13 protein-coding genes, 12 tRNA genes and 2 pseudogenes are annotated in these 15,188 nt (G+C 34.3%); 10 read left to right on the forward strand and 17 right to left on the reverse strand.

Translation table 11 applies throughout. The annotated features are described in order from the left end of the window. Positions 1-1,181: 1,181 nt before the first annotated feature. The 5 genes from ACUN0F_RS01655 (at position 1,182) to ACUN0F_RS01675 (ending at position 5,102) form a co-directional block, all read left to right on the forward strand. The gene (locus ACUN0F_RS01655; RefSeq protein ID WP_327988509.1) at positions 1,182-1,583 is read left to right on the forward strand and encodes a BlaI/MecI/CopY family transcriptional regulator; all 402 of its coding nucleotides are present in this window, start codon (positions 1,182-1,184) and stop codon (positions 1,581-1,583) included. Positions 1,584-1,585: 2 nt separating this feature from the next. Next, positions 1,586-2,998, forward strand: coding sequence for a M56 family metallopeptidase (locus tag ACUN0F_RS01660; RefSeq protein ID WP_327988510.1), 1,413 nt, complete (start codon positions 1,586-1,588; stop codon positions 2,996-2,998). A gap of 41 nt (positions 2,999-3,039) precedes the next feature. Then, positions 3,040-3,888 carry a peptidylprolyl isomerase gene (locus ACUN0F_RS01665; RefSeq protein ID WP_327988511.1) on the forward strand — a complete coding sequence of 283 codons (849 nt, stop codon included), beginning with the start codon at positions 3,040-3,042 and terminating at the stop codon, positions 3,886-3,888. A 366-nt stretch (positions 3,889-4,254) separates the two neighbouring features. Beyond that, positions 4,255-4,452, forward strand: coding sequence for a hypothetical protein (locus tag ACUN0F_RS01670; protein ID WP_445539069.1), 198 nt, complete (start codon positions 4,255-4,257; stop codon positions 4,450-4,452). A 260-nt stretch (positions 4,453-4,712) separates the two neighbouring features. Further along, positions 4,713-5,102, forward strand: a complete 390-nt coding sequence (locus ACUN0F_RS01675; protein ID WP_327988512.1) for a VOC family protein — start codon at positions 4,713-4,715, stop codon at positions 5,100-5,102. A 206-nt stretch (positions 5,103-5,308) separates the two neighbouring features. Here ACUN0F_RS01675 and ACUN0F_RS01680 read toward each other — a convergent pair whose 3' ends face one another. Beyond that, positions 5,309-5,446: a DUF3956 domain-containing protein gene (locus tag ACUN0F_RS01680; RefSeq protein ID WP_000376550.1), complete on the reverse strand. Its 138-nt coding sequence runs from the start codon at positions 5,444-5,446 to the stop codon at positions 5,309-5,311. 249 nt (positions 5,447-5,695) lie between these two features. Further along, positions 5,696-6,316, reverse strand: coding sequence for a flavin reductase family protein (locus tag ACUN0F_RS01685; RefSeq protein ID WP_131933891.1), 621 nt, complete (start codon positions 6,314-6,316; stop codon positions 5,696-5,698). Between the two features lie 99 nt (positions 6,317-6,415). On the opposite strand from ACUN0F_RS01685, the pseudogene ACUN0F_RS01690 reads away from it, so the two are divergent. Beyond that, positions 6,416-7,111, forward strand: a pseudogene (locus ACUN0F_RS01690) (ArsR/SmtB family transcription factor). Between the two features lie 428 nt (positions 7,112-7,539). On the opposite strand, the gene ACUN0F_RS01695 reads toward ACUN0F_RS01690, so the two are convergent. Beyond that, positions 7,540-8,394 carry an alpha/beta fold hydrolase gene (locus tag ACUN0F_RS01695; RefSeq protein WP_327988513.1) on the reverse strand — a complete coding sequence of 285 codons (855 nt, stop codon included), beginning with the start codon at positions 8,392-8,394 and terminating at the stop codon, positions 7,540-7,542. Between the two features lie 603 nt (positions 8,395-8,997). On the opposite strand from ACUN0F_RS01695, the gene ACUN0F_RS01700 reads away from it, so the two are divergent. The 3 genes and pseudogenes from ACUN0F_RS01700 (at position 8,998) to ACUN0F_RS01710 (ending at position 10,815) form a co-directional block, all read left to right on the forward strand. Continuing rightward, positions 8,998-9,204, forward strand: coding sequence for a helix-turn-helix domain-containing protein (locus ACUN0F_RS01700; RefSeq protein WP_327988514.1), 207 nt, complete (start codon positions 8,998-9,000; stop codon positions 9,202-9,204). After that, a pseudogene (locus ACUN0F_RS01705) lies at positions 9,137-9,751 on the forward strand (IS3-like element ISBth167 family transposase); the annotation flags it as partial. The gene ACUN0F_RS01700 and the pseudogene ACUN0F_RS01705, both read left to right, overlap by 68 nt. Positions 9,752-10,479: 728 nt before the next feature. Continuing rightward, on the forward strand, positions 10,480-10,815 hold the full coding sequence (locus tag ACUN0F_RS01710; RefSeq protein ID WP_131933888.1) for a YopX family protein: 336 nt from the start codon (positions 10,480-10,482) through the stop codon (positions 10,813-10,815). Positions 10,816-10,847: 32 nt separating this feature from the next. Here the strand turns inward: ACUN0F_RS01710 and ACUN0F_RS01715 are convergent. The 13 genes from ACUN0F_RS01715 to ACUN0F_RS01775 all read right to left on the reverse strand — a co-directional run bounded on the left by ACUN0F_RS01715 (position 10,848) and on the right by ACUN0F_RS01775 (position 12,597). Continuing rightward, a tRNA-Gly gene (locus ACUN0F_RS01715) sits at positions 10,848-10,918 on the reverse strand. 1 nt (position 10,919) lies between these two features. Next, positions 10,920-10,996 (reverse strand) — tRNA-Pro (locus tag ACUN0F_RS01720). A gap of 3 nt (positions 10,997-10,999) precedes the next feature. Next, positions 11,000-11,076, reverse strand: a tRNA-Arg gene (locus ACUN0F_RS01725). A 97-nt stretch (positions 11,077-11,173) separates the two neighbouring features. Continuing rightward, positions 11,174-11,256, reverse strand: a tRNA-Leu gene (locus ACUN0F_RS01730). A gap of 16 nt (positions 11,257-11,272) precedes the next feature. Next, positions 11,273-11,345 (reverse strand) — tRNA-Lys (locus ACUN0F_RS01735). A 5-nt stretch (positions 11,346-11,350) separates the two neighbouring features. Then, positions 11,351-11,425 (reverse strand) — tRNA-Gln (locus tag ACUN0F_RS01740). Positions 11,426-11,512: 87 nt separating this feature from the next. Further along, a tRNA-Asp gene (locus tag ACUN0F_RS01745) sits at positions 11,513-11,588 on the reverse strand. Between the two features lie 3 nt (positions 11,589-11,591). Beyond that, positions 11,592-11,668 (reverse strand) — tRNA-Met (locus tag ACUN0F_RS01750). A gap of 24 nt (positions 11,669-11,692) precedes the next feature. Continuing rightward, positions 11,693-11,768: transfer RNA gene (locus ACUN0F_RS01755), tRNA-Val, on the reverse strand. A gap of 4 nt (positions 11,769-11,772) precedes the next feature. Then, positions 11,773-11,847, reverse strand: a tRNA-Glu gene (locus tag ACUN0F_RS01760). An 8-nt stretch (positions 11,848-11,855) separates the two neighbouring features. Further along, positions 11,856-11,946, reverse strand: a tRNA-Ser gene (locus ACUN0F_RS01765). Between the two features lie 3 nt (positions 11,947-11,949). Then, positions 11,950-12,024, reverse strand: a tRNA-Asn gene (locus tag ACUN0F_RS01770). 114 nt (positions 12,025-12,138) lie between these two features. Further along, a complete protein-coding gene (locus tag ACUN0F_RS01775) occupies positions 12,139-12,597 on the reverse strand; it encodes a SprT family protein (RefSeq protein WP_000344252.1) in 459 nt (152 codons plus the stop codon). A 195-nt stretch (positions 12,598-12,792) separates the two neighbouring features. Here ACUN0F_RS01775 and cmpA point away from each other — a divergent pair, with 195 nt between their 5' ends. Next, the gene (cmpA, locus tag ACUN0F_RS01780) at positions 12,793-12,909 is read left to right on the forward strand and encodes a cortex morphogenetic protein CmpA (RefSeq protein WP_264462652.1); all 117 of its coding nucleotides are present in this window, start codon (positions 12,793-12,795) and stop codon (positions 12,907-12,909) included. A gap of 58 nt (positions 12,910-12,967) precedes the next feature. Here the strand turns inward: cmpA and ACUN0F_RS01785 are convergent, their stop codons facing one another. Beyond that, entirely contained in the window at positions 12,968-15,136 is a 2,169-nt protein-coding gene (locus ACUN0F_RS01785) for a Tex family protein (RefSeq protein ID WP_445539070.1), read from the reverse strand. Between the last annotated feature and the right edge of the window lie 52 nt (positions 15,137-15,188).

Here is a 15,188-nt window from a genome sequence, read left to right on the forward strand (position 1 = left end):
AACAGTTTAAATACCCTTGTTCAGCTTTATTTTTTATCTTCTATTTTATAGATATAGTAATTATATAGTTGATTGGAGGATTAAAAATCCAGTTAATGAAAGATAACTAGGAGCTTCTGGTAAAAGAGAAAATATTTATAGGTTAGCCCTTAAAATGAAGATCCTTTTTGTAAAACTTAAATATATATTTTTTTAAAAGTGAAAAAGATAAGGTCTTGGATTTAGTTTTAACTTTATCATAAAAAATAACTGAAATTAAGCAATTGACAAGGAGTCCTTTAAGGTTTCAGAATAACTTTTATACAATCGTCTTTACGATTATTAAATATTTGATAACCATAACTCGCTTCTTCAAGAGGAATTTTGTGTTAATTTGTAACAAAAAAATCATATTTTTTCTTTAGAGAGATTTTGTTTTGCTACCTTGATAGTGACGCGGCAGCACATCAGATAGACATGTTAAGGTTCAAAAAACATCTAAGTCTTTTTCCCTGCCTAAAAAGGAACGAGATTGGAAATATCCCTCAGAAATGAAATAAGTTATGCTGATTTTTAGCCGTTTAGGTATAAAATTTTATTTCTCAGTAACAAGTTTGGAACAACCCTATATATTTTCCTTTGTATATCTTTTGGAACGTATAAACATAGCTTCTTTAATTATCTCTATTCTTGTTTATTTTATTTGATGTTTTAGGCAACTATTAACGAATAACTTATCCAAAACTCTCGAACCTATAAAAGCAAAAATTACTTTCGCAATGATAATCAATACATATACAATCGAACTAACTGTAAATACCGTCATTTAGATAAATTAGAATTAAAACTAATAACCATCGCTCCCCCCAACCAAATACCTGAACATCCTGCAAAAGAAATCCAAAATATTAAAAAGGTCCTAAAATAGCAAATAACATCATCTTTTTATCCATGTGTCACATCTCCTATTTAAAATAGAACCCTATACCAATTACAGTAGCTTCTAAAATAGTAATTGTTAGAAGAATATATACACCCTTTCTATTCAAATATCCATTTTTTAAAAATAAAATCAGTAAATTAACGGTATTGGTCAACGTAATTAACGAATAATCATATTTTACTATACTCTTGACTTCTGTAGATTACAATTGTAATATGATAACCGTATTACAATTGTAATCTAAGAAAGGAGATTGAGTATGAATAGTCTACCCAAAATATCAGAAGCTGAATTAGAAGTTATGAAAGTACTTTGGACTGCGAAATCCTCACTTACAGCAAATGAAGTAATTCAATGCCTTGAGGAAACGAATGATTGGAGTCCTAAAACTGTCCGAACTTTGCTTAACAGGTTAGTAAAAAAGAGAGCAATTTCTTCTAATCAAGAGAAAGGAAAACTGTATACATATACTCCATTAATTTCCCAAGATAATTATTTGCAAATAGAAACAAAATCTTTTCTGAAACGTTTTTATGGCGCTGCGTTAAAACCATTACTTGTGAATTTTATAAAAGAAGAAAAACTTTCTTTAGAAGAAATTGATGAACTTAGGGAAATTCTAGATGACAAAGCTAAACCTCATCGAAGAAGGAATAAATAATTATGTTTGGTATATTACGCAATGTTTATCTTCCTATTATCTTTGATTGGGTAATAGAAACTTCTATTATGGCAAGCATATTAGTTGGTTTGATCTTATGTATGAAAGTGTTATTAAAAAATCAACTAACACCAAGATGGCAATATGCATTATGGTTAATTCTTCTTGTAAGACTTATGTTACCTTGGTCACCTAATAGTTCATTTAGTATGTATTCTTTGCTCTCGCAAGGCTATGAATATCTCCGTTATCCCATGCAGGAAAATATAAAGGTACAAACTTCAAAAGAAATTAATGAGCAAAAAACATATTCTTTCAATTTAAAAGGGGAGAATGAAGTGAAAAATGAAATGATGTTTCAGGATACAGATAAAGGTTTTTGGCATTTATCTATGTATGAAATTCTTCTGTATGTGTGGTTATTAGGTGTACTCTGCTTAAGTTCTTCCATCATAATTATAAATAGACGTTTGCATGTTTATTTACATAAACAATCTATTATTACAGATGACAGAGTTTTACGTATTTTTGAAAGTTGCAAAGAGACAATGTCAATTAAACGAGATATCTCATTACTTCTGGCTGGAAAGATTCCAAGTCCAACACTTCTCGGATATATTAGGCCTAGAATCTTACTTTGTGAGAGACATATTGAACAATTAGATAATAAACAGCTACGATTTATTTTTTATCATGAGTTAGCTCACTTTAAACGAAGAGATGTGGGAGTAAATTGGCTCATGTATAGTTTACTCATCTTAAATTGGTTTAATCCTATTCTTTGGTATGCATATTATGCCATGCGTGAAGATCAAGAAATTGCATGTGATGCACTAGCACTAACTTTTATTGGTCACAAAGAAAAACTGGCATACGGTCATACCATTATTACATTATTAGAACACTATTCTAATTACAATCAAACACCAAGTTTAGCAAATTTAAGTGGAAATAAATATGCATTAAAGAGGAGAATTTTGATGATTAAAAAATTTAATAGAAAGTCATACTGCTGGTCAATTTTAGGAATAGTAACAGTGATCGGCGTGTCTATATTTTCTTTAATGAATGCAAAAACAGCAGAAAACACTAATAAAAAGGAACATAAAGTAGAAAATATACAAAATATAGGTAGAAAAACTAATGGTAATCAAAATATCTATAAACCAAAATATTCATTTGAGCTTGAGGAATCACAAATAAAGAGTCTTAAAAATAAAGGATTACCAACAAAACAAACACTTGTGGAAGCTAAGTCTACAGGGCTGATTTTGGTTCATTCTACGTTTGACAACCGAGAATTAGCACCTGGTTTTTGGATCATGGCTCCTGGTGAAGTCGACGTTATTAAAAAAGAGGAGTATTCAACGAAATACGGAATGAAAAACTATGCAATTGCTGAGGAATGGCGATAGATTTTTAACATAAATTTATGTATAGAGTGAGGTATAAAAAATTGAATAAACGACGTATCTTTATTGGTGCTGCAATGAGTAGTGTTTTATTATTATCAGCATGTGGCAATTCGGACACTATCGCAACATCAAAATCAGGAAATTTAACTAAGGAGGAGTTTAACAAAGAATTAAAAGAAAAAGCAGGGGAATCTGTTTTACAACAAGTAATGTTAGAAAAGATTTTATTAGATAAATACAAAGTTTCAGATGATGAAACAAAGAAAAATGTGGATGAATTGAAAAAAGAAATGGGAGATAATTTTAAATCTTATTTAACACAAAAGAATGTTAGAAATGAAGATGAACTTAAGGATAAATTGAAAACAAAAATGGCTTTTGAAAAAGCTATTAAAGCATCAATTACAGAAAAAGAAATAAAAAATTACTATAAACCAATTTTAAAAGTAAGTCATATTCTAGTAAAAGATGAAAAAACGGCGAAAGAAATAAAAGAAAAAATATATAACAGCGAAGATTTTACTACGGTAGCTAAAGAACATTCAGAAGATCCTGATACCAAGGGAAGAGGAGGAGAATTGGGAGAACTTAATGCATTTCAAATGGATCGGATGGATCCTAAATTTAAAGAAGCTACTTATAATTTAGAAACGGGACAAGTAAGTGAACCTATTAAATCTTCTTTTGGTTATCATATTATTAAAATGATAGAGAAAAAAGAATTAAAACCGTTTAATCAAGAAAAAGAGAATATAAGTAAAGAATTAGAAGCGAAACGTTTAAAAGATCAGCAATGGCAACAGAAATTCTTCAAAAATTTATTCAAACAAGCAGATATAAAAATAACAGATAGGGATTTAAAAGGTACTTTTAAAGAATTTGAAAAATAAAGCCTACTTGCTTTCATGAACTGCCCCAAACCGTGGACACTTAAGAAAGTCTATGATTTGGGGTTTTTGAGTATTTTTATAAGCAACCATCGTTATAAATAGAATCAGAGGTTATAAGACAAATATTAGAAATTTTCTTGAATTTCTCGATGTGGATGCTCCTTATATTCCGGAAAGGAACCTTGCTTAGGTGCCTTTTTATTTGCGCACTTTTTGATAAGGACAAGCATATATTGAGGTATGGGGCACCCCCTCTATAGTTTCATATTTCAATACTCATAGAAAATCCTTGCTATATGAAGAGCACCTACGCTAGTAGATGCTCTCTTTTTATTGGACAAATCGGACGCCTAAAAAGGGAGGATGATGAGTAATTTAAGTGTTACCACGACTGTAAGTGAAGATAATTTAATTTCTAGCATCAATCAAGATACTGATCATATATATGGATTAAAACTGAGAGAATTGATATTAACAGAAAGGATGATAGCAATGGCCAATAACAATTATCGTAGGCGCTACCGTGGTCTGGGTTGCGTATTGTTTGTTGTTAAGGAAAGATAAGGGATAAATAAAAAAAGAGGACTAAAGCCCTCTTTTTAATAAATACCTAATGTGCAGAGATAATAAAGTTGTTTAATTTACAATAAAGGCATTTAAAAAATAATATAGTTATTTAAAAAATCCTTCTTCTATTAACAGGGCAGGCTAGTTGAACAAGAATTGGTTATTTGTCGAATTATTTTTAAACATAAGAGAGGCAAATGTTAGAAAATATAGAATTCTAAAGTGTATTAAATGATTTATTAAGGGAGGCTGTTTTTGTGACAAAACCTGACTACAGAACACCGGTTAAAAACCGAATCAGTGGTGTGTTTGTTCCAGTTCGTAACCTAGAGAAAGCTAAAGAATGGTACATAAAAATGCTTGGTTTGGAAGGGGGAGAAGAATATTTTGGGCATATATTCGTGGTACCCATGGAAGGTACAGCTGGATTAGTTTTAGATGCCATGCCAAAGTGGAGAAAAGAAGATGGTGATATTTCCACTTACCAAGTTCCATCAATTCAGTTTTTAACAGATGATATTCAAGCTGCTTATCAATTTATGAAAGAAAATAATGTTGAACTTGTTACAGAGATTCAGGATAATTTTTATTTTGTGTTCAAAGATCTAGATGGTAATTTATTAATGATTTGTAAAGAAGTATCTTAAAGGTTGTGAACGATCGCACCTAAGCTAACGGGTGCTTAGTTCAATAAGAATTAAACAACTTTATTAATGATTTTTGAGTTTAAATACCTTTAAATGTATAGAAATTAAATAACTTTTAAGAGCCTTACTACACACTAGATTGTAGCAAGGCTCTTATATTTTCATAACAAAATTAAACAACTTTATTATCATTATACACCTAAGGGTTACGCACAAATTGGAATTCCTAACGCTATTAAAGTCAATGCTACTTGAAGAGAAATCTCTAGTCTAGCAATTTCAATTCCAGCAACTGAGACTACTAAAAAAGGTTGTCCATTAACGAACAAAACACAACTGTCCATGCTCACGCCTCCTTTCTAGTAATCTACTACAGTATATGAATTAAATGATAATGTGTAATAGGTAAATTAACGCATTTGATAGAATTAATAAATTTACCTTGTTTTACAAAACAAACGAACACTACGAACGAAAAAATACCTGAGACTATTGCCCCAGGTAAGCTTGTACGATTACTTGTATAATTGATTGTAAAAGCGCTCTGTCCGATTAGTGAAAAACCTTTCTTCAATAAAAGATAATATACTTATTTATATTTCGGATCGAAAGGTTTTACCTAACTGGTTACTAAGGCCAAAATAATGACGAAAATTATATATAAGTGGGCTCCATTTATTTGGGTCAATATGATTTCCTTCAAGAATGATTTCCTTATGAGCATGTACATGTATAGCTTGTGTCTCAACAATTGCAAAATCAGGAGAGTAATCAGGAATTCGAATGTGTTTCACCCTTGCCTCAATTTGTATGGGACACTCCATAATTCGAGTAGGCTTTACCGATTTAGACTCAGTAGGTGTTAATCTACTAATATCATATTTTTCTTTTTCATATATAAATCCATTCTTTTTCTTATAATCTGGAACAGGATTTTTCCCTGTATAGGGGGCTAATTGTTCAACATTCTCCCATAATGAAGGACTCGGAACATTGATTACACATTCAGGATGTCGTTCTAAATTTTCGATAGCTTTCCCGCCAAGTCCAATTCCTAATATAATACAATCGCCTAATGCCCATGATGATGACATAGGGCTGATGTTTACTGTTCCATCTTCATTTAGCGAATTTAGTAAAATCACAGAAGTTCCGTAGTATAGAATTTTAGGTTTAATAATTTCTGTGTTTGGAACCTGAGCCATTTTTTTCATCTTTATTTCTCCTCCTATTCATATGTTCTTCCTTATTTATTGTAGAATATAAACATTTCGATTATCATCGAAATATGGATTACATTAGGGGGAATTAAAATGAACGCAAATCCAAATGTAGCAATGATTGCTACTCTTGTGAGTGAAGCTTCTCGAGCAGCAATATTAACAGTCTTATTAGATGGTAGATTCCATCCTGCAAGCGAATTAGCATATATGGCAGGAATCAAACCACAGACGGCTAGTTTCCATTTGACAAAAATGGTCGACGCGAATGTAGTTACAGTTGAGAAATAGGGGAGACATCGATATTATGGAATTCGAAATCCGGAAGTTGCTCAAGTTATGGAGTCATTTTTATCAATAGCTCCACCAATTGAAATTAAATCATTAAAACAGGCTTCTGAAGATAAAGCGATGCGTTTTGCAAGAACATGTTATGATCATCTTGCAGGGAATTTAGGAGTACAATTAACAGATTCTTTAATTAAAATAGGTGTTATTTATGAAGAAAAGGACGGGTTTACTGTTACTGAAAAAGGAGAGTCATTCTTTGCAACTTTTCAAATTGATCTTGAAAGGGTTAAGAAAAAGCGTCGTTCATTCACACATAAATGTTTAGATTGGAGTGAAAGACGTCACCACCTTGCGGGAGCATTAGGAAATGCCCTTCTAGAAAGACTATTAGAATTAAATTGGGTTCAACGTTTACCTAAAACAAGAGCAATAAAAATTACTTCTGACGGGAAAAAGGGACTAAAAGAAACATTTTCTTTTGATATTACATACAACTAAGTTTTGAATATAAAACAGCCGATTTAGCCTTAAAGGGTTAAAGCCGGCTGTTTTGTGTTGAAATTTACTTAACATGGTTTTTTTCAAAAATGCTGGCGGTACCCCATCGCTATCAAGCTAAGGTTTTCATAAACCCCCTAAATGAAAAATTTCTTTCTCTTCAAATAGTTACTCTGAGAAGTTAGCTTATTTTTCTTTTTGGAGACGATTCAAAATCTTAGCTAGATACGCATGGGGTAATTTTTAATTCTTAAGTTGATGACAATGCGACGCTACCCCTTTTAGGAAGGGAATATCAGTTAAAGAATATTAATATTCTTTAACTGAGCAACAGTTCCAAAACTGATTTTTAATAGAAAAAAGGGTTACAAGATCGATTGTAGCCCTTTTTCCAAGTGTTTTTTTGTTTTATACGATTCCTATAATGATTACAAGACAGAAGTATGATTCGAAATAGCGTTGATTATATGAACCCAATCGTCGCAATGAATTTCGTGCCCCGATCCTTTTAGGGTTAGTAACAAAGCATGCGGAATTTCATTAACAAGAGCAAGACCGTGCTCGTATGGAAGCACTGTATCTTCTGTACCATGGATAACCAAAGTTGGTATATTAATTCCTTTTAACTTCCCCTCATAAGAATCATCGCCTTTAAGAAGGGAGTGATTAAACATACTAAGTAGATTATTTGCTCGTTTTATTTCTTTTTCTACCTGCTTATAAGTCCTCTTCTCATCAAATTTATGCTTTGAACCACAGAGTAACGCTGATCCTGCAACCAAGTAATTTGCAACAGATTCTTCATCCGACCAATTTAGTTTGGCCCCATTAGCATGGTAAGCGAGTATCTTCTCGTCAATCGGAGGCAAATTACGGTTGTTGTCTTCAGAACCAAAAATACCTGATGCAATCAAAGTTATACTTAGAACTCTCTGTGTGTTCCTTAAGGCTATAATTTGAGCAATCATTCCACCCAATGACATTCCAACAATGTGTGCTTCGTCAATATGATATGCATCGAGTACCCCAACCGCATCATCAGCCATATCTACCACAGTATAATGGGAACTCCCCGGCTCATAAGTTGTTGACCGTCCGACATCTCTATTATCATAACGAATTACATAACGGCCCGTATCAGCTAATTGTTGACAAAATTCTTCATCCCAATAAACCATTGAACACATGGCTCCCATAATCAGTAGTACTGCTGGATCTTCTAAATTGCCAAAGCTCTCTGTACATATATCAATTTCATTAATTTTAATAATTTTTTCATTCATGATTAACTCCTCATTTCATTCGTATTTATTTAATAAAAAAGACACAATCAAATAAACCCAAACATCTTGAAAAAAATAATTGGGCATAACAAATTGTGTTTAAAATTAACGTAAACGAATGAACTTGATAATCATGTTAAACACTCTCCTATAATAAGTGAATAAGGGTAAAATCCTTATTCACTTATTATAACATACCTCTATCAGTTGTAATATTGGTTCGTTGTTTATTTTTTAATAATTGAAAAAATAAATCTTATTGTATAAATCCGCACTCTTAGTAGAAGAAAAGAAGATGTTTATGATATGCAAACCTAATTAAAATGATGCATCATTATTAGTAGTCAATAATGAATAGAATTTTCGTTTTGGGGTAATTTTGAATTCTTAAGTTGCTGGGCATGTGTAGAGAGGGCCATTTTGATTAATCTTTATTCGAGATGCCTTCTTTTCGTTTGTAAAGAACCCCTTCATAAATAGTTTTTATTTTCATATATCTTAAGATAAAAAGAATCTTCGATACGTCTGTGAAGTGTTTCGAAAGATACAAATTTTAAAACATGTTTAACTTTCATATAGTGAAAATTTTCTTCAAAAGATAAAATACAAGCAGTAAAACGATATCTAGAAGGTACTGAAGGCGGAAAAACCATTGCTAATTCTATAGGGGTTCATCCTAGAGAACTTTATCAATGGATTAAACGGTTTGAATTTTCAGGGGAAAAGGCGTTTGAAAAACGCTATACAACGTTTAATGAATATCCTGGGATTAAAATGTCTTGTTCGATTAAAAAAATATCGTTCATATAAAGGGACTGTCGGGAAATTCGCTCCTAATATTTTAAAACGTAATTTTCACGCATCAAAACCAAATGAAAAATGGGTAACAGATGTGACAGAGTTCCACTTACATGGTAAAAAACTATATCTATCACCCATTTTAGACTTATATAACGGAGAAATTATAGCTTACAACATAGAACATAGACCTGCGTATTCCCTTGTCTCTAAAATGTTAAATAAGGCGTTTCAACGTTTGAATGATAAGGAAACTCCTATTTTACACTCGGATCAAGGTTCGCATTATCAAATGCGACAATATCATCAGTCGCTTAAAAAACATAACGTTATCCAAAGTATGTCCCGTAAGGGAAATTGCTTAGATAATGCAGTCATGGAAAATTTCTTTGGCTTATTAAAGTCTGAATTACTTTATCTTAAAGAGTTTGAAAGTATGGAACAATTTAAGCAAGAACTAGAAACTTATATTCATTACTACAATCACAAAAGAATTAAAACAAAACTAAAAGGATTGTCCCCTGTGCAATACAGAGTTCAATCCTTAGTAGCTGCTTAATATATTTGTCTAACTTTTTGGGTTCAGTTCATAGGGGACGGGTCCTTTTAATGGAACGATAGATCTTTATGGGATTACCAATACGTTACCATAAAAGGTAATTAATTTCCAGTATATAGGTGTTGAGAAAGCTTTTTATAAAAACTTCATTTTGTACAACAAGCAGTCAGCTTAATTAGCTAACTGCTTGTTGTACAAAAGAAATTAGGCCCTACAAGCTCGGATATGTAACTTTAAGTTACAGTTATAGTATGTACAGAACTTGAAATGCTATGTGGGAACAACTTAATAAAAATTTCATTTTATAGGAAATGAAAAAGAGCACCATGTGTAGATGCTCTTTGACCAAGAATTTCAGGAGAAAGTATGAGGTGTGAATTCACTTTTTATAAGATATGCATAAAATACTTTTCTTGTGTCGTGAATATAAAAAAGAGCACCCTTATAGGGCGCTCATACGATAGGAGGTAACTTTTTGAGCTGAATTCTGAGGTTGAATTTATATGTTTTAGAAAGGAAAAATAGAACGAAATTTTATTATTAGTTCAATATAAAAGAGCAGCTAGCAAAAGCTAACTGCTCCTCCAATCATGGAATGTGGTTTAGAAATGGGTTGTCTATAGTATTGACGAAATATTGAGTTTTATTCAGGGGGTAGAGGGAAATGAGAGAAATAAAGTTTCGTGCATGGGTGAAGCTGAATTTGATAATGATTGCAAGATCCGTACATGGAGGATAATGTTGAATCATTTACAGAACCAATTGAAGAACACAGGAAAGGGCACATTATTTTAATGCAGTACATTGAACAAAAGGATTCAGAGGGAAATGAAATATACGAGGGTGATGTAGTTACCTGGTACAACCTGATGATTGAAACAGGAGAAAGAATGACAGGTGTTGTTGTCTACGATACAAAACAGGCTACATATAAGAAATGCCCTATCAATCTTTATAAAGCGAATGCAGGTAATGGTGGATATACAGGATTTGAGTTTAGATGGTACGACAATGTAAAAGTTTTGGGAAACATCAATGAAAATCCGGAGTTATTACAAAACTGAACAAAATAATCCTTTGTGCGACACGTTTCAAAAGCGGGTGAAGAGAATCGAACTCTCGACCAGAGCTTGGAAGGCTCTTGTTTTACCACTAAACTACACCCGCGTGGTCGGGAAGACAGGATTTGAACCTGCGACCCCCTGGTCCCAAACCAGGTGCTCTACCAAGCTGAGCCACTTCCCGTTATGGCGCGCCCGAGAGGAGTCGAACCCCTAACCTCTTGATCCGTAGTCAAACGCTCTATCCAATTGAGCTACGGGCGCTTATTCATGATGTTTTTTCGTCGTTGTATTTTGGCGACTCAATTATCTTATCATACTACATTTTCAAATGCAAGTACTTTTTAAAAAGATTTTTTGATGCGGCCGAGAGGACTTGAACCTCCACGGGGTTTCCCCCACTAGGCCCTCAACCTAGCGCGTCTGCCGTTCCGCCACGACCGCGCGGAAAAAACAAAAGTGAGCCATGAAGGATTCGAACCTTCGACCCTCTGATTAAAAGTCAGATGCTCTACCAACTGAGCTAATGGCTCGTAAATGGCTGGGCTAGCTGGATTCGAACCAGCGCATGACGGAGTCAAAGTCCGTTGCCTTACCGCTTGGCTATAGCCCATCGAAATATTTATCTTCTTTCCAAAGACAAATGTTATTGTAACATAATGTCCAATAAAAAACAACTGCCAAATAGCAGAAGTTAAAATGGCGGTCCCGACCGGGGTCGAACCGGCGATCTCCTGCGTGACAGGCAGGCATGTTAACCACTACACCACGGGACCATTTGGTTGCGGGGACAGGATTTGAACCTGCGACCTTCGGGTTATGAGCCCGACGAGCTACCGTACTGCTCCACCCCGCGATGATACTATTTATATAATTTATATGGTGGAGGATGACGGGATCGAACCGCCGACCCCCTGCTTGTAAGGCAGGTGCTCTCCCAGCTGAGCTAATCCTCCGAAGTGGTGACCCGTACGGGATTCGAACCCGTGTTACCGCCGTGAAAGGGCGGTGTCTTAACCACTTGACCAACGGGCCAGTATGTATGGCAGAGAAGAAGGGATTCGAACCCTCGCACCGCGTTAGCGATCTACTCCCTTAGCAGGGGAGCCCCTTGAGCCACTTGGGTACTTCTCTGTATGGCTCCGCAGGTAGGACTCGAACCTACGACCGATCGGTTAACAGCCGATAGCTCTACCACTGAGCTACTGCGGAATAATAAAGACAATTTGTATCTTATAAAATTTCTTATCGTAAGTCAAGATGTTTTTTCTCAACATCTTGTACAAACGTGACATGTTTATAATATACTGGATTGCGTTTTCACTGTCAAGATGTTTTCTTTATCAGGTTCAGTTTCCCTTTACACTTTCCGCAGACATATCTTTTTGTATTTATTTGACGTCTTCTTACATATTGAAGCAAACAGCCCATACATTCATACGTATAAACCTTTTTTTCCTTCTCTTCATTAATTATTCGTTTACAGAAGCGTGGCGCATCAACTTCTTTCAACAATTCACGAAAATCTCTATCACGGTGCTTATAGCCCCTTCCTGTAATATGTAAGTGATAATGACAAAGCTCATGTTTAATGATTCCGACTAACTCTTCTTTCCCATACATTTCGTAATATCGATAATTCAGTTCAATATTGTGTGTATTCAATAGATAACGTCCACCAGTTGTACGCAACCTACTATTGAACATAGCTCTATGTAAAAATGGCATTCCGAAGTATTGTAGTGATACTTCTTCCACCAGACGCTGTATTTCTTGCTCATCCACTCTCATTCCTCCTAAACTAAAAAATATTTTTACACTTTTCTCCTCCCTTATACATATATTAAATAGTACATATACCCATCCTCATTCAAGAAGCGTGGTTTCTAAAAATATAGCATGAATAGAAATCCACTCACCAACCTCTCATCAATAGCACCTTACATTTTTGAGAGTAGGATTAAACAAGGAGGGATTCCTATGCCTACGTGGCTAAAAAAACAAATGCAACGCGCATATTTTGAAAAAAACCGGTATCAAATTAAATTACTAAATGAATGCTGGTTTTATTATAGCAAAATAAATCAAAGCTCATAATCCATTACACGTTTTATCCCATAAAAAAAAGAGCAGTTTCATCTGCTCTCTTCTCTTACTATTCAATCGGCAACATGGATAGTGCAACGCGACCTTTTTTCGTATCAATATCATCTACCCATACCTTGACGATTTGTCCGACAGATACAATATCTAACGGATGCTTCACATACTGTTTGCTTAGTTTAGAAATATGTACTAAACCATCTTGTTTTACACCTACATCAACAAAAGCACCAAAATCAACAACGTTACGAACTGTTCCTTCCAGTTCCATACCACGTTTTAAATCTTCTAATTTCAAAATCCCTTTTTTCAGAAGCGGTTTAGGCAACTCATCCCTCATGTCTCGCTCTGGACTAATGAGCGCATCTATAATATCAACTAATGTTGGCTCCCCAACTCCCGTTTCTTGCGATAACTTAGAAATCTCCACTTCTTCTAAGCTCTTTTGTAATTGCAATTGCCCTACGTCATCTTTTGATAACCCTAGACTCTTCAATAACAATTCAACATTTTTATATTGTTCTGGATGAATACCCGTTCGATCTAACGGATTTGCCCCTTCTAATATACGTAAGAAACCTATGCATTGTTCATATGTCTTCGCACCTAGACGCGGTATTTTCTTTAAGTCTGTTCGTTTTGTAAATTTCCCTTCCTCTTCACGCTTTGCCACAATATTTTTCGCAACAGTTTTCGATAAACCCGAAACATATTGCAATAACGCAACTGAAGCTGTATTTACATTCACACCAACTTGGTTAACTGCCGTCTCTACTACAAATGTTAATGATTCATTCAACCTCTTTTGAGATACATCATGTTGGTATTGTCCAACCCCAACTGATTTAGGATCAATCTTCACAAGTTCAGCAAGTGGATCTTGCAGACGTCTCCCAATAGAAACAGCACTTCTTTCTTCAACCTGTAAATTCGGAAATTCCTCACGAGCTAAATCGGAGGCCGAATACACACTCGCACCAGCTTCGTTCACAATAATATAGAAGACTTCTTGTTTCACATTTTGTAATACATCAACTATAAATTCTTCCGATTCTCTAGAAGCTGTACCATTCCCAATCGCAATCATTTCAACTTGATATTTATCTATAATAGAAAGAACTTTCGTTTTTGCATCTTCATATTTACGAACAGGTGGATGCGGATAAATAACATCAATATATAGAACCTTCCCCGTATCATCTACAACAGCTAATTTACACCCCGTTCTATATGCAGGATCTAAAGCTAACACAACCTTTCCTTTCATTGGAGGTTGTAATAACAAATTACGTAAGTTCTCAGAGAAAATATGTATCGCTTGTTCCTCAGCTGTTTCTGTTAATTCTTTTCGAATCTCTCTTTCAATGGAGGATTGAATTAATCGTTTATAACCATCCTCAATTGCTAACTTTACATAATGTGCACTTTTAGAATCGTTATCACGAATTACTCTCTTATATAAGAAAGTTACTATCTCATCTACTGGTGGAACAACAGAAACTCTCAATATATCTTCTTTCTCACCGCGATTCATCGCTAATACACGATGCGGTACTACTTTCTGCAACGGTTCTTCATAACTGTAATACATTTCATATATATTCTTTTCATCTTTCTCTTCATCTTTTACGGACGAAGACATAACACCTTTTCTAAAAGTAACATTCCGAATCCAACTACGATAAGCTGCTTCATCTGAAACGATTTCTGCAATAATGTCTTGGGCACCTTGTAATGCTTCTTCTGCAGATTGCACTTCTTTCTCTGCATTAATAAACTCCACTGCCTTCTGATTTGGATCTTCTTTCTTATATAACAATAACCATTCAGCTAACGGCTCTAGTCCTTTTTCTTTTGCAATCGTTGCTTTCGTTCTTCTTTTCTCTTTATATGGACGATATAAATCTTCTACTTCTTGCAACTTTACAGCTTTAACAATTTGCTGACGTAACTCTCCTGTCAGTTTCCCCTTCTCATCAATAAGACGAAGAACCTCTCCTTTCCTATCTTCAAGCTGCATCATATATTGCCATCTCTCTAAAATTGTACGAATTTGCACCTCATCTAAAGAGCCTGTCCATTCTTTTCGGTAACGAGCAATAAATGGAACTGTGTTACCTTCTTCTGTTAATTGAATAACATGACGAACTTGCTTTTCGGTAAAGCCTAATTCCTTCACTAACATTTTCATTAACGCTTGTCGATTATCTACCATTTCCATATACAACCGTAACCTCCTCTATAATAAAAAAAAGTTGCCCTGTAAAGAGAGC

The sequence above is a fragment of the Bacillus sp. 1A genome, from assembly GCF_052682215.1.